The organism is Kitasatospora sp. NPDC004723, from assembly GCF_040609255.1.
Taxonomy (GTDB): Bacteria; Actinomycetota; Actinomycetes; order Streptomycetales; family Streptomycetaceae; genus Kitasatospora.
This window is the reverse complement of the sequence record NZ_JBEXJT010000002.1, coordinates 59,453-81,189: the sequence shown is the minus strand read 5'-3', so window position 1 is coordinate 81,189 and position 21,737 is coordinate 59,453. Positions and strand designations below refer to the sequence as shown.

Annotated in this window: 19 protein-coding genes and 1 riboswitch; of the genes, 7 read left to right on the top strand and 12 right to left on the bottom strand. The window is 74.4% G+C overall.

The annotated features are described in order from the left end of the window. Nucleotides 1-51: 51 nt before the first annotated feature. Together ABZW10_RS03375 and ABZW10_RS03370 are read right to left on the bottom strand one after the other, a co-directional pair. A complete protein-coding gene (locus ABZW10_RS03375; RefSeq protein ID WP_355359151.1) occupies nt 52-1,278 on the bottom strand; it encodes a C40 family peptidase in 1,227 nt (408 codons plus the stop codon). Between the two features lie 124 nt (nt 1,279-1,402). Continuing rightward, nucleotides 1,403-2,248, bottom strand: a complete 846-nt coding sequence (locus tag ABZW10_RS03370) for an SDR family NAD(P)-dependent oxidoreductase (RefSeq protein ID WP_355359148.1) — start codon at nt 2,246-2,248, stop codon at nt 1,403-1,405. Between the two features lie 93 nt (nt 2,249-2,341). Here ABZW10_RS03370 and ABZW10_RS03365 point away from each other — a divergent pair, with 93 nt between their 5' ends. Together ABZW10_RS03365 and ABZW10_RS03360 are read left to right on the top strand one after the other, a co-directional pair. Beyond that, the gene (locus ABZW10_RS03365) at nt 2,342-2,806 is read left to right on the top strand and encodes a MarR family transcriptional regulator (RefSeq protein WP_355359145.1); all 465 of its coding nucleotides are present in this window, start codon (nt 2,342-2,344) and stop codon (nt 2,804-2,806) included. A gap of 109 nt (nt 2,807-2,915) precedes the next feature. Further along, nucleotides 2,916-4,700: a SpoIIE family protein phosphatase gene (locus tag ABZW10_RS03360; protein WP_355359142.1), complete on the top strand. Its 1,785-nt coding sequence runs from the start codon at nt 2,916-2,918 to the stop codon at nt 4,698-4,700. A gap of 99 nt (nt 4,701-4,799) precedes the next feature. On the opposite strand, the gene ABZW10_RS03355 is transcribed toward ABZW10_RS03360, so the two are convergent. Then, nucleotides 4,800-5,993, bottom strand: coding sequence for an aminotransferase class I/II-fold pyridoxal phosphate-dependent enzyme (locus ABZW10_RS03355; protein ID WP_355359139.1), 1,194 nt, complete (start codon nt 5,991-5,993; stop codon nt 4,800-4,802). A gap of 191 nt (nt 5,994-6,184) precedes the next feature. Next, nucleotides 6,185-6,769 (bottom strand): NADPH-dependent FMN reductase, encoded by a 585-nt coding sequence (locus ABZW10_RS03350; protein WP_355359136.1) that lies wholly within the window; start codon nt 6,767-6,769, stop codon nt 6,185-6,187. 304 nt (nt 6,770-7,073) lie between these two features. Between ABZW10_RS03350 and ABZW10_RS03345 the strand changes: the two genes are divergently transcribed. Next, complete coding sequence (locus ABZW10_RS03345) at nt 7,074-7,766, top strand: TetR/AcrR family transcriptional regulator (protein ID WP_355359133.1); 693 nt, start codon at nt 7,074-7,076, stop codon at nt 7,764-7,766. A 97-nt stretch (nt 7,767-7,863) separates the two neighbouring features. On the opposite strand, the gene lepB is transcribed toward ABZW10_RS03345, so the two are convergent. The 4 genes from lepB to ABZW10_RS03325 form a co-directional block, all read right to left on the bottom strand. Beyond that, nucleotides 7,864-8,982 carry a signal peptidase I gene (lepB, locus tag ABZW10_RS03340; RefSeq protein WP_355359130.1) on the bottom strand — a complete coding sequence of 373 codons (1,119 nt, stop codon included), beginning with the start codon at nt 8,980-8,982 and terminating at the stop codon, nt 7,864-7,866. Nucleotides 8,983-9,125: 143 nt separating this feature from the next. Beyond that, nucleotides 9,126-10,205: a helix-turn-helix transcriptional regulator gene (locus ABZW10_RS03335; RefSeq protein WP_355359127.1), complete on the bottom strand. Its 1,080-nt coding sequence runs from the start codon at nt 10,203-10,205 to the stop codon at nt 9,126-9,128. 377 nt (nt 10,206-10,582) lie between these two features. Beyond that, nucleotides 10,583-11,752, bottom strand: a complete 1,170-nt coding sequence (locus ABZW10_RS03330; protein WP_355359124.1) for a magnesium and cobalt transport protein CorA — start codon at nt 11,750-11,752, stop codon at nt 10,583-10,585. A 360-nt stretch (nt 11,753-12,112) separates the two neighbouring features. Then, a riboswitch (M-box (ykoK) riboswitch) is annotated at nt 12,113-12,295 on the bottom strand. Nucleotides 12,296-12,485: 190 nt separating this feature from the next. Continuing rightward, nucleotides 12,486-13,412, bottom strand: a complete 927-nt coding sequence (locus tag ABZW10_RS03325; protein WP_355359121.1) for an alpha-L-glutamate ligase — start codon at nt 13,410-13,412, stop codon at nt 12,486-12,488. 217 nt (nt 13,413-13,629) lie between these two features. On the opposite strand from ABZW10_RS03325, the gene ABZW10_RS03320 reads away from it, so the two are divergent. Then, nucleotides 13,630-15,231, top strand: a complete 1,602-nt coding sequence (locus ABZW10_RS03320) for an ABC-F family ATP-binding cassette domain-containing protein (RefSeq protein ID WP_355359118.1) — start codon at nt 13,630-13,632, stop codon at nt 15,229-15,231. 82 nt (nt 15,232-15,313) lie between these two features. Here ABZW10_RS03320 and ABZW10_RS03315 read toward each other — a convergent pair whose 3' ends face one another. From ABZW10_RS03315 to ABZW10_RS03305, 3 genes are all read right to left on the bottom strand, one after another. Beyond that, nucleotides 15,314-16,072 carry a class I SAM-dependent methyltransferase gene (locus ABZW10_RS03315; RefSeq protein ID WP_355359115.1) on the bottom strand — a complete coding sequence of 253 codons (759 nt, stop codon included), beginning with the start codon at nt 16,070-16,072 and terminating at the stop codon, nt 15,314-15,316. Nucleotides 16,073-16,317: 245 nt separating this feature from the next. Further along, nucleotides 16,318-16,857 carry a hypothetical protein gene (locus tag ABZW10_RS03310; protein ID WP_355359112.1) on the bottom strand — a complete coding sequence of 180 codons (540 nt, stop codon included), beginning with the start codon at nt 16,855-16,857 and terminating at the stop codon, nt 16,318-16,320. 123 nt (nt 16,858-16,980) lie between these two features. Continuing rightward, nucleotides 16,981-17,703: a lysophospholipid acyltransferase family protein gene (locus tag ABZW10_RS03305; RefSeq protein ID WP_355359109.1), complete on the bottom strand. Its 723-nt coding sequence runs from the start codon at nt 17,701-17,703 to the stop codon at nt 16,981-16,983. A gap of 170 nt (nt 17,704-17,873) precedes the next feature. Here ABZW10_RS03305 and ABZW10_RS03300 point away from each other — a divergent pair, with 170 nt between their 5' ends. Next, the gene (locus ABZW10_RS03300; protein ID WP_355359106.1) at nt 17,874-19,418 is read left to right on the top strand and encodes a phosphatase PAP2 family protein; all 1,545 of its coding nucleotides are present in this window, start codon (nt 17,874-17,876) and stop codon (nt 19,416-19,418) included. A gap of 9 nt (nt 19,419-19,427) precedes the next feature. Then, the gene (locus ABZW10_RS03295) at nt 19,428-20,285 is read left to right on the top strand and encodes a class I SAM-dependent methyltransferase (protein ID WP_355359103.1); all 858 of its coding nucleotides are present in this window, start codon (nt 19,428-19,430) and stop codon (nt 20,283-20,285) included. 16 nt (nt 20,286-20,301) lie between these two features. Here ABZW10_RS03295 and ABZW10_RS03290 read toward each other — a convergent pair whose 3' ends face one another. Next, nucleotides 20,302-21,219, bottom strand: coding sequence for a hypothetical protein (locus ABZW10_RS03290; RefSeq protein WP_355359100.1), 918 nt, complete (start codon nt 21,217-21,219; stop codon nt 20,302-20,304). Nucleotides 21,220-21,467: 248 nt separating this feature from the next. Here ABZW10_RS03290 and ABZW10_RS03285 point away from each other — a divergent pair, with 248 nt between their 5' ends. Further along, a complete protein-coding gene (locus ABZW10_RS03285) occupies nt 21,468-21,677 on the top strand; it encodes a hypothetical protein (protein WP_355359097.1) in 210 nt (69 codons plus the stop codon). Nucleotides 21,678-21,737: the final 60 nt, after the last annotated feature.

The following is a 21,737-nucleotide window of genomic DNA, read 5'->3' as shown; positions in this document are numbered from 1 at the left end:
CGTTCAAGGCCGCGACCGGCACGGTCGGCATCCGTCCGTCCCGAGTGCGTCCTAGCAGTCGGGGATGGTGGTGCCGTTGTTGTCCCTGGCGGTGTCGTTGCCCCACCGGGACAGGTAGAACGCCGACACCCACTGGCCACGGGGGCCCGAGTCCGGGTCGGTCTTCAGCCACCAGTGGTTGAAGCTGCCACCGCTGGACACCTCACGGCCCCACGCCTTGCAGTACACGTAGTTCGTCCCCTGGTACAGCGTCCCCGTACTGCTGGTCGACGTCGGCGAACCGTACACCGGGGCATTGGAGAGCGTGTCCACCCAGTACTTGCCGGCGGCGGGCGAGGTGCCGCCGCCCGGGCAGTCGGGGACGGTGGTGCCGTTGTTGTCCTTGGCCGTGTCGTTGCCCCACCGGGACAGGTAGAACGCCGACACCCACTGACCGCCCGGGCCGACGTCCGGGTCGGTCTTCAGCCACCAGTGGTTGAAGCTGCCACCGCTGGACACCTCACGGCCCCACGCCTTGCAGTACACGTAGTTCGTCCCCTGGTACAGCGTCCCCGTACTGCTGGTCGACGTCGGCGAACCGTACACCGGGGCATTGGAGAAGGTGTCCACCCAGTACTGGCCACCGCCCGCCGGGGGCGTGGTCGGAGGCGTGGTCGAGGAGGAGCCGGATCCGTACAGCCGGATGGCGCCGTAGTAGTCGCCGTGCGAGGAGAGCGCCGCCACCTGGACGTAACCGCCCGAGTACGGGGCCTCGACGATCCAGCCCTGCCCGAGGTACATGGCGACGTGGTGGATGGTGGAGGCGGTGTTGCCGAAGTAGACCAGGTCGCCGGGGAGCAGCGGCGCCGTTCCGTCCGCCCGGTAGTAGCGGGCGACCGCTCTGGAGGTCGGCCACTGGGTGCGGGTGGTGCCGTTGATGACGTCCTCGCCGACGGCCAGGTCGTAGGCGTAGCGGACCATGCCGGAGCAGTCCAGGCCGCGGACGTTGCAGTCGTTGGGCGCGCCGTTGGCGGGGTCGCAGAGCCCGTACGTCGGGCCGGGCGTCGCGCCGTGGCCGCCGCCCCACGAGTACGGGGTGCCGATCAGCCCGCAGGCGGAGCGGACGGCGGCGGTGGCCTGGGGCGCCGCACCGGTGGAGAGCACCCCGCAGGCGGGCGCCGCCTGGGCCGCTCCGGCGCCGGCGAAGAAGACCCCGACCGAGACCAGCACGGACAGCAGGGCCGCCCACCGTAACGGGGAGATCAGCCGACGTGACAGAAGGTTTACGCGCGTAGTCATGACCCCGAATCGTTCCAGCGACACTGACGGCGGGTCAATGATCTTTAGGTGAACATGCTGAAACGGGGCAGGCGGCGCGGGCGCAGGCTCACGCGCAGGCCCAGGCTCAGGCGCAGGCCCAGACTCAGGCCACCCAGCCGCCCGTCACACCCTGAACGGCGGAACCGTCGAGGTCGGCGAGCTTGGCGCCGACGAAGGCGCGGGCCCGGTCGGAGGTCTGCAGGCGGAACGGCGGCCGCTCGGCGGTGAGCGCGTCGAGCACGGTCTCGGCGGCCTGCTCGGACGTCTGCGCCTGGTCGAAGGCCGCCCGGGTGCGCGCCGCATAGGCCTCCAGGGCGGGCGCGTACGGGCCGGCGGCGGCCAGCAGGGCGGGCAGGTCGATGCCCTGGCTGGCGACGAACTCGCTGGCCACCGCGCCGGGTTCGACGACGGAGACGGACACGCCGACGGTGGCGGCGACCGGGGCGAGCGACTCCATGAACCCCTCGACGGCGAACTTGGCCGCGCAGTAGGCCTCGTTGAACGGCTGGCCGACCACGCCGCCGACGCTGGTCACGGTGACCACCCGGCCGCCGGTGGCCCGCAGGTGCGGCAGGGCGGCCCGGGTCACCTCGACGACGCCGAAGAAGTTGACCTCCATGACCTCGCGGACGGGGAGGAGCCCGTCCTGCTCGACGGTGCCGACCCGCCCGGCGCCCGCGTTGTTGACCACCGCGTCGAGCCGGCCGTGCCGGTCGAGGACCCCGGCCAGGCACTCGGCAACGGAGGCGGCGTCGATGACGTCGAGCCGGGCGAGCTCGAACCGGCCGGCAACCCCGGCCGCCTCGGCGGCCTTGAGCAGCGCGCCGGAGCGCCCGGTGTCGCGCATGGTGGCGATGACGCGGAAGCCCGCGCGGGCCGCCGCGACCGCGGCGGCGAGGCCGATGCCGCTGGAGGTGCCGGTGATGAGGACGATCCGGTCGCCGGCCATGAGGGCTCCTTCGTGCTGGCTTCGGCTTGCGTGCGTGCACACACACCATAGCAAGATGTGTGCGCGCACACGCACAAAGGTAGGCTGACGGGCATGGCGCAGCGCACCGACCTCACCCTGGGAGACCTCACCGCCCGCGATCACGCCTTCTACGGCCTGGTCTGGGCCGGCACCACCCTCAGCACCCGGGTCGACCAGGCCCTCACCCGGGCCCACGACCTGCCGCTCTCCTGGTTCGAGGTGATGCTCTGGCTGCACGCCCAGGACCGGCCGGTGGCCGCCTCCGACCTGGGGGCCAAGACGCTGCTGAGCCGCAGCCAGGTCTCCCGGGTCGCCGACGCCCTGCAGGCGCGCGGCCTGGTCGAGCGCGCCCCCTCCCCGACCGACGCCCGCTCGGTGCGGATCGCGCTGACGCCGGAGGGCCGGCAGTTGTTCACCGCCGCCGACGCGACCCGCCGCGCCGCACTCGCCGAGGCCTTCGACGACCGCCTCGACGACGCCGACATCGCCGCGCTGGAGAGGGTCTGGGCGAAGCTCAAGCACCGCCCGGAAGCCTGAGGCATCCCCGACCCGGTCGCCCTACGGTCGCATTATCGGAAACCCGTCGACCGGTCAAGCACCCGCCACTCCGTGGGCGCGCCGCGCCCCGGGGCGTGATCATGGGGCTATGCGGTTCCGACACGGCAGCGGAGGAGGAGAGGGCGGCACCCCGACGGGCGCGGACACCGGCGCGCTCACGGCGGCGGCCGCGGCGCTCCGCGGGAGGGCCTACGGCGCCACGGAGGGCGACGGTCCGGATCCGCTCGGTGAGCTGATCGGCGTCCTGCCGGCCGGAGTGGCGCTGCTCGACGCCGAACTGCGCTGGCTCTACCTGAACCCGGCCTTCAGCACGGTCACCGGCCTGCGCCGGGCCGACCTGCAGGGCCGGCCGGTGGAGGCCACGGCGTTCGCGGACGCCGTCGGCACGCTGCGCCGCGTGCTGGCCGACGGGCGGGACCGCGAGCGCACCACCGGCGGACCGGACGGTCCGGGCGCGCCGGTGCCGCCCGGCCTGCGGGTGCGCTACCGGCCGCTGACCGCCGACGGCCGCACCGCCGGCGTGGTGGTCCTGGTCCTCGACGACCCCGACCCGGACCAGGAGCTGCGGCGCGAGCTCGCCCAGGCGCGTACCCGCCTCGCCCTCCTGGAGGCCGCCGCCGAACGGATCGGCACCACCCTGGACGTCGACACCACCTGCGCCGAGCTGGCGGCGTTCGCCGTGCCCCGGCTGGCCGAACTGGCCACCGTCGACGTCCTGCCGCCGGACGCCGACGCCCGCACCGGCCGGGCGCCGGGCCGTCGCTTCCACCGGGCCGCGCTCGACTGCGCGGAGGGGCTGCGGCCGGCCGCGGACCGGCTGCCGCGCCCGGGCGAGTCGGTGCGCCACCGGGAGGATTCGACGGCGGCCCGGGCCCTGGCCTCCGGGGTCGCCGTGCTGGTCGCACCGCGCACCGCCGAGGAGCTGGCCGAGGCGGCGCCCGACCGGGACAGCGCGGCCGTGTACCGGGTCGCCGGGGTGACCTCGCTGCTGGTGGTGCCGCTGACGGCGCGCGGCCGGCTGATCGGACTGCTGACGCTGGCCCGCACCGCCGCCTCCCCCGCTTTCGGGCCCGACGACGCGGTGCTGGTCGGCGACCTCGCCGCCCGGGCCGCCACCGGCATCGACAACGCGCGCCGCTACAGCCGTTCGCAGGGCATCGCGCTCGACCTCCAGCGCGCGCTGCTCAGCGAGCCCGGCCACCCGCACCAGAACCTCGAACTCGCCTCCCGCTACCTGCCGTCCGGCAGCAGCTCGGTGGTCGGCGGCGACTGGTACGAGACGGTCCGCCTGCCGTTCGGGCGCACCCTGCTGGTCATGGGCGACGTGATGGGCCACGGCGTCGAGGCGGCCGTCGACATGAGCAGCTACCGCGCCACCCTGCGCGACGTCGCCGCGATGGACCTGCCACCGCACCGGATCCTGCGCCAGCTGGACACCGTCATCGCCGCCAACGAGTCCGCCCGCCCGGCCACCTGCCTGCTCGCCCTCGCCGACCCGGGCCGGGGCCGGTGGACCTTCGCCAGCGCCGGGCACCTCCCGCCGGCCCTGATCACCCCGGGCCGGCCCACCGAACTGCTGCGGCTCCCGACCGGGCCGCCGCTCGGCACCGGGCTCGGCGGGTACGAGCAGGCAGGCCGCGACCTGCTGCCGGGCGAGACCCTGCTGCTGTACACGGACGGTCTGGTGGAGCGGCGCGGCGAGGACATCGACGCCTCGCTGGCCCGCCTCGCCGCGCTGCGGCTGCCGGCCGCCGGGCCGCTGGAGGACCTGCTGGACGCGGCGCTGCGCGGCGTCGGCCCGGATGCGGGCCACCCGGCGGAGGACGACATCGCCGTGCTGGCGGCCCGGCCGCGGCCCCGGCCCGCGGCGTAGGGTCGCGGCGGAGGGTCACAGCGTAGGGTCACGGCGGAGGGTCACGGCCGGTGATCCCCGCCCCCGACCGCTCCCCGACCGCCCCCCGACCGGCGCCGGTCAGAGTCCGGCCAGAGCCTGCTCCAGATCGGCCCAGAGGTCCTCGGGGTGCTCGATGCCGACGGCGATCCGCACCGTGCCGGGGCCGATGCCCGCGGCGGTCAGCTCGTCGTCGGACAGCTGGCGGTGGGAGGTGCTGGCCGGGTGCAGGACCAGGGTGTGCACGCCGCCCAGCGAGGGCGCGAGCGAGGCCAGACGGACCGCGCCGACGAAGACGCGCGCGGCCTCCCGCCCACCGGCCAGGTCGAAGGCGAACACCCCGCCCTGACCGTCCGGCAGCAGTCGGCGGGCCCGCTCGTGGTCGGGGTGGCCGGGCAGGCCCGGGTGGTGCACCGCGGCGACCGCCGGGTGGGCGGCGAGCCGCCCGGCCAGGTCGAGCGCGACCTCGTTGTGCCGGCGCATCCGCAGGCCCAGGGTCTGCATCCCGCGCAGCGTCAGCCAGGCGGCGAACGGGTCGAGCGCCGCCCCCTGCTCCAGGGCGTGGTGCCAGACGCGGCGGTGCAGCCCGGCGTCGGCGAAGACGGCGAGCCCAGCCAGGACGTCGGAGTGGCCGCCGAGGTACTTGGTGGCCGAGTGGAGCACGATGTCCGCGCCGTGCTCGATCGGGCGGCAGAGCAGCGGCGTGGTGAAGGTGTTGTCCACCACGCTCAGCACACCGGCCTCGCGAGCCGCGCCGATCAGCGCCGGCAGGTCGGTGACGCGCGCGACGGGGTTGGAGACGGTCTCCAGGTACAGCAGCCGGGTGGTCGGCCGCAGGGCGGCCCGCACCTCCTCCGGGTCGTCGCCGCGCACGAAGGTGACCGTGACGCCCCAGCGCGCCGTCAGGTCGGCGAGGGCCGCGAAGGTGCCGCCGTACAGGCTCTGCTGGGCGATCACGTGGTCACCGGAGCGGAGCAGCGCGAGCAGCACGGTGGTGATCGCGCCCATGCCGGAGGAGGCCGCCAGCGCACCGCTGCCGCCCTCCAGATCGGCCACCGCGCGCTCCAGCGAGCGGACCGTCGGATTGCCGAACCGGCTGTAGAGGAACGCCCCGTCGGGGCCGCCGAAGGCGTCCGCGAGCGTGTCGCTGTCGGGGAAGGCGAAGACGTGGCCCTGGTGCAGCGGCACGCCCAGCGGGCGGCTGCCGGTCACCTCTTCGACGGGCGGGTGGACGATCCGGCTCTCGGGGCGCAGCGCGCGGTGGTGGTCGCTCATGCCGCCCATGCTGGCGGGGCGTGGCGCGGCGGGAACAGGTCCAATCCGGGCCCTGTGGCCCCGAGACGGCCCCCCGGTCACTCCACCGGCCGAGGACGCCCGGTCTGCCGAGCGGCCCGGGCGGCCCGGGCTTGCCGGGTCTGCCGGGTGCGCCGGGTGCGCCGGGTGCGCCGGTCCGGCGGCGTCGCGGTTCAGCTCGCCGCGCGGGCCGCCTTGGCGTCGATCTTCTCCTGGAGCGCGACGAGCAGTCCCTGGAGGAGCTCGATGGTGGTCCCGTCGGTCAGGTTGCCGTTCTCGTCGAAGCGCTCGTGCGCCCGGAAGACGATGACCTCGGGCTTCACCACGACGTCGGTGTCGGTCCAGACGAACACCTGGCGCAGCGCCAGCTGGGCCCGGACGGTGCCGAAGTTGGTCGGCGCGGCGCCGAGGATCGCGGCCGGCTTGCGGTGCAGCGGCAGGCCCTCGCTGCGCGTCCAGTCGGTGCTCAGCCAGTCGAGGGCGTTCTTCAGGACACCGGGGACGGAGTAGTTGAACTCGGGGGTCGCGATCAGCAGGCCGTCGGCCTCCTGGACCCGGCGACGCAGGTCCTGGACGACGGCCGGCCGCAGCTCGGGGGTGTCGAGGTCCAGGTCGTACGGCGGGATCTCGCGCAGGCCCTCGTAGATCTCGATCTCCTGGCCGCCCGGGTTGAACTTCTGCGCGGCACGCAGCAGGCGGGTGTTGTGGGAGTCGGCGCGCAGCGAGCCGGAGATGGCGAAGATCTTGGACGCGGTCATGAGGGGCTCCTCGGACGTGGTGCGGGTGATCGGGCTTCCGTTGGGCGTCGGGCTCGCCGACATCGAGAAAACTAAACGGATCAGTTCAGTCTGTCAACTGAACAGTTCAGTCTTGACTGCAGACCGGTCCGTATAGTTCAGTCGGTCCGAGACCCGAGGCTTTTGCGTACCGAACGGTTCAGTTCATAGGCTGACCTGTGCAGTCCACCGAACGGACCGTCCAGGACAACGGACCGGACCGGTCAGTACCCGGTCGGCACTCCCACCCTCAGCACTCCCCCACCCGATGAAAGGGCGGCCGCACATGGCAGCCGAGCGCCAGGACGCCACCGACGAGTACGGCATCCCGATCATTCCCGACCCGGGCGACGCCGCGACGCGCAAGCGACAGGCCATCATCGACGCCGCGCTCGCCGAGTTCCTCGCCGAGGGCTACTCCGCCGCCTCGATGGACACCATCACCGGCCGGTCCGGCGTCTCCAAGGCCACCATCTACAAGCACTTCGGCAGCAAGGAGCGCCTGTTCCTGGCCGTCGTCGGCGGCGTGCTGCCCAAGACCTACGCCGATCTGACGCCGCCCGCCCGTACCCTCGCCGACGCCCCGGACCTGCGCACGGCGCTCGTGCGCCACGCCACCGCGCTCGCCCGCATCCTGCTGCGCCCCGAGGTGATGCTGCTGCGCCGTCTGGTGATCGGCGAGATCGACCGCTTCCCGCAGCTCGGCCAGCTCTGGTACCGCGTCACCTACGACATGAACAACGGCCCGCTGGTCGACCTGCTCACCGAGCTGACCGACAGCGGCGCGCTGCACGTGTCCGACCCGAAGCTCGCCGTCCAGCAGCTGGTGGCCAGTACCGTCGGCATCCCGCAGCTGGTGTACACCTTCGCCCCCGCCACCCCCGTGGACGAGGCCGAACTCGCCCGGGTCATCGGGGCGGGCGTCGACCTCTTCCTCGCCCGCTACGGCACCGCCCCGCGCTGGCACGGCCCGGCGTGAACGGACCCGCCGCCCCCGACCCCGGAACGACCGGGACGGAGGCGGCGGCGGTGACCCGATGACCCGGTGACCTGTCCGGCCGGAACCGGAGCCGACGTCAGCGGCCCCCGGCCCCGGCCCGCGCGGCCCGGCGCCGCTGCCAGTGCGCGAACGGCACGGCCGCGGCCACGGCGGCGGCCTCGGGCGCCGAAGGCTCGGCCGGCCGGTCGCCGCCGGGCCGACCGCTCCCGGAGTCCCCGACGTCCCCGGCGACCCGGGCAGGCGCGCCGGACGCCAGACCCTGCTGCCCGAAGGTGTCCGGCACCGGCAGGGTGTCCCAGCGCGACAGCGGCCACGCGATCACGAACGCCCGGCCGATCACGTTCTTCACCGGCACGAACCCGTTGCCCGGCTCGTTGACGTGGAAGCGCGAGTCGCGCGAGTCGTTGCGGTGGTCGCCCATCACCCACAGATGGTCCTTGGGGACGGTCACCTCGCCCACCGGCGCGTCGTCGCACGGCGTGGCGCCGGGGAACAGGTACGGCTCGTCCAGCGCCACCCCGTTGACCTTCAGCGGGCTGCCCTGCCGGCACTCGACGGTGTCGCCGCCGACCGCGATCACCCGCTTGATCAGGTCCTTCTCGTTGTCGGACGGCAGCAGGCCCACGGTGCTGAGCACCGTGCGGATGCCCTCGACGACGGCGTTGCCCTTCTCCCGCGGCACCGAGTCCAGCCAGCCGCCCGGGTCCTTGAAGACCACCACCTCGCCGCGCTCCGGCTCGGCACCGAACCACGGCGTGAACTTGTCGACCAGGACCCGGTCGTTCTTCTCCAGCGTGTGCTGCATCGAGCCGGACGGGATGGAGAACGCCTGGACGAAGAAGGTCTTGATGCCCAGTGAGAGCAGCAGGGCGATGCCGATGAGGATCGGCAGCTCCTGCCAGAGCGGCCGCTTCTTCTTCGCCGCTTTGCCACGCCGGCCGCCGTCGGCCGCGCCGCTGCCCTCGCCGTCCGCCCCCGGCCCTTGCGGCCCGTCCGGACCGTGCGAGCCGTCCGGCCCCTCCGGTCCCTCCGGTCCCTGCGTGGCGGTCGCGGTGCCCGCGGCAGCCGAGGCCGCCGGGACGGCGGACGACGCCGCCTCCCCCGTCCCCGCTGCGCCCGCCGGGCCGCTCGCCGGGCCGGCGCCCGCACCGGCCTCACCGTTGCCCGCCGAACCCGCGGTCTCCTCGATGCTCATCCCTGGCCCCCTCCGGACGGCCCGGCGGGCCCCGCCGCGGGACCCCCCGTTGTCAGCTAACGAACGGTGGTTCCCGCCGACCCGTCAGAACGTACACCCGCGACCCCGTGCCCAGGCAGGCCACCCGACCGGGTCGCCCCCTGCTACGCCGTCCCGCCGCCGAGCATGATCCGCGCCACCAGCTCACGGCGGCTGGCCACCCCGGCCTTGGCGAACACCGACTTCAGGTGGTCCTGCACGGTGTAGGGCTTCATCGCCAACAGCCGCGACACGTCCCGGGTGTCGCACCCGCGCACCAGCAGCAGCGCCACCTCCTGCTCACGCGCCGTCAGCCCGTACGCGGAGAGGTAGAGCGGCATCGCGTCGGCGGGGGTCGCCGGGGCCGCGACCACCGTCACCTCGCCCTCGCTGCCGCCCTTCAGGGTCGAACCGTGCAGCACGTACCACCGGCCGTCACCGTCCTGCACCCGGATCTTCGACTGCGGCGTGGCCAGCCCGCGCGCCGCCCGGCGGGCCTGTTCGGCGGCCACCGCGAACGCGGTCGGCACACCGAGCGAGGTCCGGCTCGGGTCGGCCAACCGGCCGAGCAGTTCCTCCGCCGGCCCGGACAGTGCCAGCGGCCGGTTCGCCGGACCGAGCACCACCACGGCCGGACCGTCGTCCCGCGACCAGCCCGGCTCCGCCTCCCCGCGGCCCTCGGCGACGGCCGGCGGCACGTGGCAGGCCCGCAGGGCATTGCCCAGGTGGCGCGCGGCGAGGTCCGCGAGCTCCCGCTGCTGGGCCAGGAACGGCCCCCGGTCGGCGGCCCGCATGAACGCCGCGCAGCCCCACATCCCACCATGTGCGTCGAACACCGCCCGCAGTTCGTCGCCGAACCCGGCCGGGCCGATCAGTTCGCGGAACCGCACACTGTCCGCCGGCCGGCCCTTGGTCGCCCGGCTGAGCGTCTCCGCGCGGACGCCACTGCGGCGGATCGCGGGAAAGGTCGCCACGTCGTCCGCCCACACCTCCAGACGCACGGCGTTCTCGAACCCCACCAGGCTGAGGTCGTCGCTCAGCACCGAGGTCACCAACCCGGTCGCCGGGTCCGCCGAGTGCCAGCAGACCGCGTCGTACTCCAGGAGCGTGCGCAGCAGTTCGTCGGCCCTGCGGAACACCTTCTCGGCCGTCAGCCCCGCTCCGACGAGTTCCCGGAGCCCCTCGATCGCCTGTTGCGCCGCCATCCCACGTGCTCCACGTGATCCCATGGTCCGGGAAATTAGCAGGCACACCGACTACCGGCCCATGCACCGACAGGCGGATCCTCCCTCCGCCTCCGGTCGGGCCCCCGACCCCGGCCCCTCATCCTCCTGAAGGTCCGCGCCACCGCCGACAGCACCGCCACGGGCCTTGACACGAAGGCTTCGCCTCCCAACCAAGTCGCCCACTCCATCCCTTGACTGACGCCAGGTCACCTCCCGCCGCAAGGGACCGCGCTCGGACCAAGCGCGGCGCTCCCGAATCGTGACCATCCGTGGGCGCCCCGTCGGCAGACCTCCTATCGCGAAGCGCCGCCGGCGGCCATCCTCCCCTGGTACCCCTTCGTCGCCCGCCGGAGGCGTCAGAGCCAGTTGCGGCGCTTGAAGATCAAGTAGAGGCTGGTGCAGACGAGGGCCATCAGCGCGATGGCGAAGGGGTAGCCGAAGGCCCAGTGGAGTTCCGGCATCTCGTCGAAGTTCATGCCGTAGACGGTGCCGATCAGGGTCGGGGCGAAGAGGATGGCCGCCCAGGAGGAGATCTTCTTGATCTCGTCGTTCTGGGCGTGGCCGGCCTCGGCGAGCTGCTTCATCTCCTCGTTCTGCCGCTGGGAGACCAGGGTGGCGTTGACGGTGAGGATGTTCTGCAGCATCTGGCGGAAGCCGTCGACGCGCTCGGCGGCGTAGGTGGCGTGGTCGGCGACGTCGCGCAGGTAGCGCTGGAGCTCCTCGTCGGTGCCGTACTTGCCGAAGCCGGCCTCCAGGCTCTTCATGATCTCCAGCAGCGGGCGGGTGGCGCGCTGGAACTCGATGACCTCGCGGGAGAGTTCGTAGATGCGCCGGGACACCTGCGGGTCGCCGCCGAAGACCTCGGTCTCGATCTCGTCGATGTCGTGCTGGAGGCCGGCGATGACCGGGGCGTAGCCGTCGACGACGGCGTCGAGCACGGCGTACAGGACGGCCTCGGGGCCGAGGGCCAGCAGTTCGGGGTCGGCCTCCACGCGGCGGCGGACGGCGGAGAGGTCGGGGGCCTGGGAGTGGCGGACGGTGAGGACGAAGTCGGGGCCGACGAAGAGGTGGATCTCGCCGAAGTCGACCTCCTCCACGTCGTCCAGGTAGCGGGCGGCGCGCAGGACCACGAAGAGGGTGTCGCCGTAGCGCTCCAGCTTGGGGCGCTGGTGGGCGACGATGGCGTCCTCGACGGCCAGTTCGTGCAGGTTGAACCGCTCGGCGGCCTCCAGCAGCTGGGCCTCGGCGGGGCGGTAGAGACCGATCCAGGCCATCGTGCCGGGCTTGCCGGGCAGTTCGCGGTAGACGTCGGCCAGGTTGGCGGCCGACTGCACCCGGTGGCCGTCGCGGTAGACGGCCGCGTCGACGACGGAGCGCTCCAGGCTCACGTGCTCGACCGGCTGGTCCGGGCGCGGGTCCATGGAGTGCTCGGGGGCGGGCTGGGCGGGCGCGCCGCCGGCCGGGGTGACGGGACGGGTGAAGGGACGCTTGCTCGCGCGCACAGCGCGCACACGCCAGTCGGACATGACGGGGTACCTCCGCGGTTCGGGGGCCGCCGCACCCGGGGACGTGGCACGTCGCGGGGTGCGGGGCGGGCGGGAGGCGCCCGGCCGTCCTCCACCACGCACCGCGCCCGGGCCGCGCGCGTCCGCGCCGGGGTCAGCGGCGGGCGGTGCGGCGGGGGTCGGGAGCGGTACGGGAGGAGGGGTGCCGGGTGCCAGGAAGAGTGGGGGACGTCCTGGGGCGGGGCCGACTTCGACCCGGACTACCGCACTCCACTGCTCTCACCTCCTCGCCGTCGGGGCGCCCGCGCGGGGTCGCCGTTACCGGGCCACCAGGAGGCTCCACACCGCCGAGCGGGCGCGCACGGGCGCCGCGACGTCGGGTGGGCACCCCTGAATCTCGTCAGAGCTTTGGCACGCCACGGCGTAGCGCCCCGGGATTCCGGGATGCAGCCACTTGGGGTCACCCCTTAGGCCGGGGAGACCTGTCCTGACCCTGGGCGTCTCTCGACGTCGTGGGGTCAGTGGCCTGTGTCCATGGCGACGCCTCACCGAACGAGGTGCCTTCACAACCTCCCCGAGTCTAGTACCCCCGAAAGGGGTCCTTCGACCGGGGGTCCTGCGGTGACCCGGCAGGGGCGCGCAGCGGCGGCGGGCACCGCTGCGTGCGGTTTTCCGACGCCGCGTCACGTTCCTTGGGTGGACCGAGGGTCGGGCCGGAGCCGGATCGGGAGCGGCTTCGGGGGCGGCTCCGGGGTCAGTGGGAGGACCCGAGGTGGGCCGCCACGTACGGCACGGCGACCGCCTCCAGCGCGCCGGGCGAGCCGAACGCGGGGTGGACGTTGACCTCGAAGACCACGCCGCCGCTCTCCGCCGCGAGGTCGACGGCCGCGAACGGCAGCCCGACCGACCCGGTGGCCGCCACCGCCAGCTCCGCCAGCCCGGCGGGCAGCTCCGCCAGCGGCAGCGGGGTGGAGACGGCGCCCCGGGCGAGGTTGCACGGCTCGTCCGGGTCGTCCTGCACGTGTTCGACGGCGCGCAGTGCCCGCCCGCCGAGCACGGTCACCCGGTACTGGTGGCGGCGGCCGTCGGCGGTGAAGTTGCGGGCGTCCCGGGCGAGCAGCCAGTCGGTGCCGGCCTGCGCGTAGCACTCGGCCGCCTCGGCGAGCTGGGCGTGGGTGGTGACGTGGAAGACGTCCTGCCCGCTCATACCGACGGTCGGGCGGGCCCAGACGTCGCCGCCGAGCCGGTCGAACACCTCGGCGGCCTCGGCGGCGGTGGGCCGGGAGAGCGTGACGGTGGGCATCTGGCGCACGCCGTCGCGGGCGAAGCTCTCGACGGTGAGCCGCTTGTCGCTCGCCGTCCGCCATCCGTCGGCGGCGGTGCCGAGCGAGCGGACACCGTGCTCGCGCAGGATCCGCTGGCAGCCGACGAGCTCCGGGCGCCGGTGCGGCGGTATCTCGTAGAGGATCACCGACCAGGCGGTCACCGCGAGGCCCTCGGCGGGAACCTCCAGGGCGACGCCGTCGCCGGTGCCGCGCACCCGGCCGCCGCCGGCCGGCCCGTCCGGTCCGCCGGTCATGAAGTGCCGCGCGTCGAGCAGCACCGGTGCCCGTCCGGTGAGCCGCCGAACGGCGGCCGCCAACGCCTCCCGGCTGCCTTCGGTCGAGCTGTGATCGGTCATCAGAACGAGCTCGCTACGCCCCATGGGCACATCGAACATGTCACGGACATGCCCGGGCAAGGACTTTCCGGAATGTCGGTCCCCCGGTAAATCGGGATGCGCCCGCCGGGCGCCGCGGGTTAACCTCGGCGCCATGTCGACGCCCCGCATCTCCTAGCTGACGGACCCGCTTCCACGCCACCCGTGTGTCCGCTAGCTGTTACGGAGCGTCATCCCCTTGATCACCATCCGTGGTGTCGACGTGCGCGTCGCCGCCCGCCTGCTGCTGTCCGACCTCACCCTCCACATCGCCCCCGGCGACCGCATCGGCCTGGTCGGCCGCAACGGCGCCGGCAAGACCACCCTGCTCGCCACCCTCGCCGGGCAGCTGCGCCCCGCCGCCGGCACCGTCACCCGCACCGGACCGGTCGGCTACCTGGCGCAGGACTCCCGTACCGGTGACCCGGCCGTGACCGTCACCGGGCGGATCCTGTCCGCCCGCGGCCTGGACACCGCCGTCCGGGGGCTGCGCGCCGCCGAGAGCGCCATGGCCACGGCCGGCGACGAGCGCGCGCAGCGCCGCGCGATGACCGCCTACACCCGGGCCGAGGCCGAGTTCCAGGCCCGTGGCGGCTACCCGGCGGAGGCCGAGGCCGCGCGGGTCGCGGCCGGCCTCGGCCTGCCCGACCGGCTGCTGGACAGCCCGCTCGGCGCGCTCTCCGGCGGCCAGCGGCGCCGGGTCGAGCTGGCCCGGATGCTCTTCGCCGACCACGCCACCCTGCTGCTCGACGAGCCCACCAACCACCTCGACGCGGACGCCGTCGCCTGGCTGCGCGGCTACCTGGCCGGCTACCCCGGCGGCCTGGTGCTGATCAGCCACGACGTGCCGCTGCTGGCCGGCACCGTCAACCGGGTGTTCCACCTCGACCCGCAGCGCGCCACGGTCGACGTCCACAACACCGGCTGGGCCGCCTACCTGGCACAGCGCGCGGCCGACGAGCGTCGCCGCTGCCGCGAGCGGGCCAACGCCGAACGCAAGGCCGCCGCCCTGCACGCCCAGGCCGACCGGATGCGGGCCAACGTGGCGACCGCCGTCACCGCCCGCTCGATGGCCCGCCGGGCCGACCGGATGCTCGCCGCCCTCGAACCCGTCCGCCAGGCCGAGCGCACCGCCCGCATCCGGCTGCCCGAGCCGGCGCCCTGCGGGCGGATGCCGCTCGGCGCGGTCGGCCTCACCAAGTCGTACGGCGGGCGCACCGTGCTCGACGGGCTCGACCTCGCCGTCGAGCGGGGTAGCCGGCTCGTCGTGCTCGGTCCCAACGGGGCGGGCAAGACCACGCTGCTGCGGGTCCTGGCCGGCCGGCAGACCCCGGACGGCGGGCGCGTCGTCCCCGGTCCCGGACTGCGGCTCGGCTACTTCGCCCAGGAGCACGAGACCCTCGCTCCGGGCCGCACCGTCCGGGAGAACCTCGCCGCGGCGGCGCCGGCGCTCACCGACGGTGAGGTGCGGCAGGTGCTCGGCGCGTTCCTGTTCCGGGGCGACGACGCGGACAAGCCGGCCGGGGTGCTGTCCGGCGGCGAGAAGACCAGGCTCGCCCTGGCCGGGCTGGTCCACTCGGGCGCCAATGTGCTGCTGCTGGACGAGCCCACCAACAATCTCGACCCGGCCTCGCGGGACGAGGTGCTGGCGGCGGTGGGCGGCTACCCGGGCGCGATCGTGCTGGTCACCCACGACCCCGGGGCGGTCGAGGCGCTGCGGCCGGACCGGGTGCTGCTGCTGCCCGGCGGGGACGAGGACCTGTGGAGCGAGGACTACCTCGACCTGGTCGCCGCGGGCTGACCCGAGGCCCCGGTGACACCGCAGGCCGGCGGAAGCCGGTGGAAGCCGGCTGAGGCCGGCGGCATCGGGGACTGCGGTGGCATCAGGGCTTGCGGGCCTCGATGAGGAACCGGGCGGAGTGGGCGACGAACGGCCCCTCCGCCCGGATCAGGGCGTCCAGCTCGCGCAGCCGCGCCCAGTGCGCCTCCACCGTGAAGCCCGGCACCATCCAGATCACCTTGCGCAGGAACCAGACCACCGCACCGATGTCCAGGAACTCCACCCGCAGCCGCTCGGACCGCAGGTCGACCACCTCGAGACCGGCGGCCCGGGCGGCGTCCGCGGCGTCCTCCGGCCGCCGGGCCCGGCGCGCCTCCGGCTGCGGCCCGAGGAAGAACTCGACCAGCTCGAACACCGAGGCCGGACCCACGTGCTGGGCCAGGTAGCTGCCGCCGGGGCGCAGCACGCGGGCGACCTCAGCCCACCACACGGTCACCGGGTGACGGCTGGTCACCAGGTCGAAGGCACCGTCGGCGAAGGGCAGCGGCGGCTCGTCCGGATCCGCCACCACGAGCGCGCCGAGCGGATGCAGCACGGAGGTCACCCTGGCCGCGTTCGGCGGCCACGCCTCGGTGGCGGCCATCGTGCGCGGGAAGCGGTCCGCCACGCCCGCGAGCACCTCCCCGCCGCCGGTCTGCACGTCCAGCGCCGCCGACGCGAGCGCCAGCCGCTCCCCCAGCAGCCGCTGGTACCCCCAGGACGGGCGCTCCTCGGAGGCCCGGCCGTCCAGCCAGGAGAAGTCCCACCCGTCGACCGGAGCCTCGGCCGCCTCGTCCACCAGTTCCTCGAAGGTACGCTCCATGCCGCCCATCCTGCCGCGTCCGCCGTCGGCCCGCCCTACAGCTGGGCGGCGATCAGCTCGTTGCCGTAGAGGTCCCGGAAGTGCAGCGAGCGCCCGGTCCGCCGTCCGGCGCACCGGGGCGGACGGGCACACCGAGCTGCGTCGGCCTGACCGCCACCCGGTCGAGGTCGTCGGTTCGTCGTTGATGCCGCGAACCGTGGACCACCCCGCTGACACCGGTCCGGCCGCGCCGAGGACGGCAACGGTCACCGACCTCCGGTACCGGCCAGCCAGATGTCGATGACCCGCTTCGCGATGTCGCCGACCTGCTGGTCACTCGTGTCGATGACCACCGTGGCGGTCGAGTCCGACCGCCCCATCCGGTCGAGCTGCCGGATCGTCCTGCGGAGTTGGTCGTCGGCGCCCGAACCGATCTCCCGGCGGAAGATCCTGGCCTCCAGGGTGGGGAGATCGGCGATCAGGCGGACGGGCGTGATCTCGGCGTCGGGGACGGCGTCGGAGATCCAGCGGAGTTCGTCGTCGAGGGCGGCGAACACCCCCGCGATGATCAGCCGCGTATGGCCGAGGGCCGCGAAGTTGGCCCAGAGCGCGGTGAGGTTGCGGCGGGCCAGCTCACTGGGTTCCCGCCCCTCCGGCGGCCAGGGATGGACGCGGTCCAGTTCGTCGGAATCGATCAGGGCGTGGGGGATGTTCCGCTCGGCGAGCAGACGGGCGACCTCGTAGGCGGTCGAGGACTTGCCGACACCTGCGGGACCGCAGATCACCAGAACTGTCGTTGTGGGCATGGCCGGGATTGTGACGGGGATGTCCTCCGTCCACCACGCAATTTTTCCTGGCGGTGACGGACAGCGCCGGCTGCGGGGGCGTAGCCGGACGACGGATCACCCGGTCCCGCGGGGCAGGTCGACTCACGTCGGCCGACGTTCCCCGGCCTCCCTCTCGGCCCGGCCGGCGGCGACCTTCCAGGCGGCCGTGACGGCGTGGTGGACCCGAGCGGTGGCCTCGGCGGTGTCGGGCGGCAGGTGCAGCGGGCTGCCGAGGTGGACGTGCAGGGCGGGGCGGCGGACGGGGGCGGTGGCCAGGCCCGCGAGTTGCTTGAGCGGCCCACCGGAGGTCAGCCGGCGGGCGCCGGCCTGGCCGAGCGGGACGACCGGGGCGCCGGTGGCCCGTGCCAGCCGGGCCAGGCCACTGCGGAACGGGCCGGGCGGCAGTTCCCCGGAGTCGCGGCGGCGCGGCAGCCCGCCCTCCCCGTAGATCAGCACGACCCGCCCGGCCGCGAGGGCTTCGGCCGCCGCGTCGAGCGACTCGGCCGCCCGCGCGGTGCCGCGGTGGACGGCGATGTACCCCTCCCGGCGCAGCACCGGTCCGAGCACCGGGACCCGCCAGAGCCCGGCGGTGGCCAGGACGACCGGGCGGGCGCCGAGCCGGTGCAGGGCGGCGAGCACGACGGCGGGGTCGGCGAGCGAGGTGTGGTTGGCCGCGACGATGCTGCCCGGCGCGGGGCGGCCGGCGTCAGTGGCATTGGCGGCACCAGTGCCATTGGTGGCATCAGTGGCGTCGTCGGCGGCGGCGGTGGTGATGTGCAGGCGCCCGAAGGCGGGCACGAGGAGGGCGGAGGCGCGGCTCAGCATGGTGGTGGCGTAGGTCCTCGGTGACGGCGGTGCGGGTCGTGCCGACCAGTCTGCGCGGGACCCGCCGCGGGGCGCCTGAGTAGCTGTACTCAGCCTGCTGCGAATATCCCCCGGGCCCCTCGCGGCCGCTCGCCGAGCGCGGGGAACCGACCGCGTCTAGGCTCGAACGAATGAGGCGACTGGACGTCATCGACCGGGCTCTGTTCCACCGGGTCGCCGCGGCCGACCGTCCGTTCGGAACGGGGTCACTGACCGGCCGCTGGCTGCGCCGGTTGAGCCGGGCCGCCGACCACGGGATGCTCTGGTTCGGCACGGCCGCCGCACTCGGGGCTGTCGGCGGGCGGGCCGAACGGCGGGCGGCGCTGCGCGGGGTGAGTTCGCTGCTGCTCGCCTCCACCGCCGCCAACATCGCGGCCAAGCAGCTCACCCGTCGCCCGCGACCCCCGCTCGGCCCGGTCCCGGCGACCCGGCGGTTGCTCCGCCAGCCGGTCACCACCTCCTTCCCCTCCGGCCACTCCGCCTCCGCCGCCGCCTTCGCCACGGCCGTGGCGATCGAGTCCCCGGCCGCCGCCGCCCTGGTGGCACCGGCCGCGCTGGCCGTCGGCGTCTCCCGGGTGTACACGGGCGCGCACCATCCGGGCGATGTCCTGGCCGGATTCGCGTTGGGTTCCGCGCTGGCGGTGCTCACCCTCCGGTGGTGGCCGCGCGCCTCCCACCTGCGGCCGGCCGCCGCACCGCCGCGCCGCCCGGCCCCGGCGCTGCCCGAGGGGGCCGGTCTGTCGGTGGTGGTCAACTCCGGTTCCGGCAGCGGCGCGTTCTCCGGCGACGGCCCGCAGGACACGGTCGCCGCGCTGCGCGACCTGCTGCCCCGGGCCGACGTCCGGCTCTGCGAGCCCGGGGACGACCTGCCCGCCCTGCTCGCCGAGGCCGCCGACCGGGCCGCGGCGGCCGGCGGCGCGCTGGGAATCTGCGGGGGCGACGGCAGTGTCAACCTCGCCGCCGGGCTGGCTGTCGAGCGGAACGTGCCGCTCGCGGTCTTCCCCGGCGGCACGCTCAACCACTTCGCGCTGGACCTCGGCATCGACGGCATCGAGGCGACGGCGGCCGCCGTGACCGCCGGCCGGGCGTGCGGGGTGGACCTCGGCGTGGCCGCCGACGACACCGGGCGCCGGCACTTCCTCAATACGTTCAGCCTCGGCGTCTACCCCGAACTGGTCCGGCTGCGCGAGGAGTTCGAGGGCCGGATGGGCAAGTGGCCGGCGCTCGCGGTGGCGACCGCCCGGGTGCTGGCGACCGCCGGGCCGGTCACCGTCCGGGCCGGCGGCCGCGACCGCCGGCTCTGGCTGCTGTTCGCGGGCAACGGCGTCTACGACCCGCCGGGCTTCGCCCCGACCCACCGGACCGGGCTCGCCGACGGCCTGTTGGACGTCCGGGTGGTCGACGGCGGGCGGCCGTTCGCCCGGACCCGGCTCGCCGCCGCGTTCCTGTCCGGCACGCTCGCCCGCTCGCGGGTCTACCACTCCGCCCGGATCCGCGCCCTCGACCTGGACGCTCTGGGCGACGCCGGCCGGATTGCCGTCGACGGCGAGTCCGTGCCCGCCACCGGCGCGCTCCGGCTGGCGAAGGACCGCCGGGCGCTGACGGTCTACCGGCCCGGGACGGACCGGGCGGGGCCACCGGAAACCCCCGGGACGGGCCGGCCGGGGTTTCGGTAGCGTGACCGCATGAGCGAACCGACCGTCCCGAGCACCGCGCCGTCCGAGGCTGCGCCGACCGGCGGGTCGCTCCACTCGGTCGCCCGCTTCTACGACCAACTGGCCGCCGACTACCACCTGGTGTACGCGGACTGGGCGGCCAGTGTGACCCGGCAGGGCGCGAGCCTGGACGCGCTCCTGCGCGACCGGCTCGGCGACGCGCCGGCGGAGGTGCTCGACTGCTCCTGCGGCATCGGCACCCAGGCGATCGGCCTCGCAGCGCACGGCCACCGGGTCACCGGTACCGACCTCAGCCCGGCCGCCGCCGCCCGGGCCGGCCGGGAGGCGGCGGCGCGCGGGCTGCGCCTGCCGACCGCGGCCGCCGACATGCGCCGACTGCCCTGCACCGACGGACGGTTCGACGCCGTGGTGTGCGCCGACAACTCGCTGCCGCACCTGCTCACCGCGGCGGACGTGCGCGCCGCGCTCGCCGAACTGCACCGGGTGCTGCGTCCCGGCGGTCTGCTGATGCTCTCCACCCGGCCGTACGACGAACTGCGGCGCAGCCGGCCGACGTCCACGGCACCCCAGCCGTCCGTGGACGGCTCGGGCCGACGGACCGTCACCTTCCAGCTGTGGCACTGGCACGAGGACGGCGAGCGGTACGACCTGGAGCACTTCCGGCTCGCGGAGCGGGAGGGCGGCGGTGCGGGGTGGGGCGAGGTGAGCGTGCGCCGCAGCTCCTACTGGGCGCTCACCCAGGACCAGATCGGCGGGTTCGCCGCCGGGGCGGGCTTCACCGACGTGGAGTGGCTGCCACCCGCCGCCAGCGGGTTCTTCCAGCCCGTCCTGCTCGCCCGCGCCGCCGCGCCGGGCCGCAGCCGCTGAAGACCGTCTTCAGCGATCACGCCCCGGACGGACCGGACAGACCGGACGGCCCGGCCGCGTCGAGCGGTCCGAGCGGTCCGAGCGGTCCACGGAACCCGACCCCGTGCCGGCGCCGCAGCAGCACGATCTCGATCACCGCCGTCACCGTCACCCCGACCGGGCCCGCGAGCAGCGCGACCAGTGCCGGGCCGTGGGTGGAGGTCCCGTCCCTGTCGACGAACAGGACGTGCCCGAGCGCGGTCAGCCAGACCAGCAGTGTCGCCACCAGGGGCCTCACCAGTGGATGCGCCCGCACGGCGAAGGAGTTGCGGTGCACGAGGTAGAGCACGCACAGGTTGAACGGCGCCAGCCACAGCAGGAGCACGCCGGCCGACGGAAGGAGGGCCGACCGCATCATGACGACGAACACGACGGCGGTGAACACCCCCACCAGGAGTGGCCGTGCCACCAGCCGCCCCACCTGCCGCCGGGTGCCCGGATAGGCCAGGAGAACCAGCGGCAGACAGCCCAGCAGCAACGCGATCGGACCGGTGAGCAGCATGACGACGCTGTCCTCGCCGATCAGCTCGATGAGCAGGTCGCCGGAGGTCCAGGTGCCGGTGACCGTGCGGACGAGGAACAGGACGATGCCGAGGCCGAGGAGGGCGCGCGGCATGAGCAGGCGTTCGACGACCGGGTCGAGCGTTTGCGCGGCGACCCTGGTCACGACCGGTTGGGCGTACGGGCCGAGAACCTCGGCACCTACGGCCGCGGTGACCCCGGAGGCGGTCAGCCGCATCATCCGGTACGGTCCGTAGACCCGGCCGGCCAGCCGCCAGGGCAGCAGCACGTCCAGGACCAGCTGGTGACTCTCCCGTGCCGGCGGCGACGGCATCCGGTAGGGCGGCCGGGCGTAGGCCGCCGCCAGTTCAGTGGGCGATCGCGACGCCGTCACGGGCGCTCCCCCGTCCCCCGTTCCCGTTCCGGTCGGAGCTCGACCGTAGGTGCACTGTGACAGCGCGCCGGTGGCCCCGCAATCCGGTTTTCCCGATGCGCGCCCCCCTGATCGGCGCCATTCGGACGCTAACGACGGACAAGGTCAGATGACACGCACATCAACCCCTTCGGGTGACATGCCTATCTTTGACGCGGCCCCGGTATCTAGGGTTTGAAGCACCGTTGGTTCACGAAGGGATACCCACCATGTACCGCACCGTCCGTACCTTCGCCGTCCTCATCGCCGCCATCGGCGCCGTTTCCCTGCCCACCACCCAGGCCTTCGCCGACGAGGTGACGGTCAACACGACGACCATCACCGTGATCGGCACCGGCAACCAGCTCGCCGGTGGCGAGATCACCAACGTCGGCGGCGACGCCATCATCGGCTCCTTCGACGGCATCGACGTCCACTGACCCCACCGCAGCACCGAACACACAGCATCGAACACGCACCGCCCGCGCCCGTCCCAGGCG

Excerpts from the sequence above, each read along its gene's own strand:
- ABZW10_RS03375 (WP_355359151.1), bottom strand. The coding sequence starts at position 1,278 with ATGACTACGCGCGTAAACCTTCTGTCACGTCGGCTGATCTCCCCGTTA.
- ABZW10_RS03370 (WP_355359148.1), bottom strand. The coding sequence starts at position 2,248 with ATGGCCGGCGACCGGATCGTCCTCATCACCGGCACCTCCAGCGGCATC.
- ABZW10_RS03365 (WP_355359145.1), top strand. The coding sequence starts at position 2,342 with ATGGCGCAGCGCACCGACCTCACCCTGGGAGACCTCACCGCCCGCGAT.
- ABZW10_RS03360 (WP_355359142.1), top strand. The coding sequence starts at position 2,916 with ATGCGGTTCCGACACGGCAGCGGAGGAGGAGAGGGCGGCACCCCGACG.
- ABZW10_RS03355 (WP_355359139.1), bottom strand. The coding sequence starts at position 5,993 with ATGAGCGACCACCACCGCGCGCTGCGCCCCGAGAGCCGGATCGTCCAC.
- ABZW10_RS03350 (WP_355359136.1), bottom strand. The coding sequence starts at position 6,769 with ATGACCGCGTCCAAGATCTTCGCCATCTCCGGCTCGCTGCGCGCCGAC.
- ABZW10_RS03345 (WP_355359133.1), top strand. The coding sequence starts at position 7,074 with ATGGCAGCCGAGCGCCAGGACGCCACCGACGAGTACGGCATCCCGATC.
- lepB (WP_355359130.1), bottom strand. The coding sequence starts at position 8,982 with ATGAGCATCGAGGAGACCGCGGGTTCGGCGGGCAACGGTGAGGCCGGT.
- ABZW10_RS03335 (WP_355359127.1), bottom strand. The coding sequence starts at position 10,205 with ATGGCGGCGCAACAGGCGATCGAGGGGCTCCGGGAACTCGTCGGAGCG.
- ABZW10_RS03330 (WP_355359124.1), bottom strand. The coding sequence starts at position 11,752 with ATGTCCGACTGGCGTGTGCGCGCTGTGCGCGCGAGCAAGCGTCCCTTC.
- ABZW10_RS03325 (WP_355359121.1), bottom strand. The coding sequence starts at position 13,412 with ATGACCGATCACAGCTCGACCGAAGGCAGCCGGGAGGCGTTGGCGGCC.
- ABZW10_RS03315 (WP_355359115.1), bottom strand. The coding sequence starts at position 16,072 with ATGGAGCGTACCTTCGAGGAACTGGTGGACGAGGCGGCCGAGGCTCCG.
- ABZW10_RS03310 (WP_355359112.1), bottom strand. The coding sequence starts at position 16,857 with ATGCCCACAACGACAGTTCTGGTGATCTGCGGTCCCGCAGGTGTCGGC.
- ABZW10_RS03305 (WP_355359109.1), bottom strand. The coding sequence starts at position 17,703 with ATGCTGAGCCGCGCCTCCGCCCTCCTCGTGCCCGCCTTCGGGCGCCTG.
- ABZW10_RS03300 (WP_355359106.1), top strand. The coding sequence starts at position 17,874 with ATGAGGCGACTGGACGTCATCGACCGGGCTCTGTTCCACCGGGTCGCC.
- ABZW10_RS03295 (WP_355359103.1), top strand. The coding sequence starts at position 19,428 with ATGAGCGAACCGACCGTCCCGAGCACCGCGCCGTCCGAGGCTGCGCCG.
- ABZW10_RS03285 (WP_355359097.1), top strand. The coding sequence starts at position 21,468 with ATGTACCGCACCGTCCGTACCTTCGCCGTCCTCATCGCCGCCATCGGC.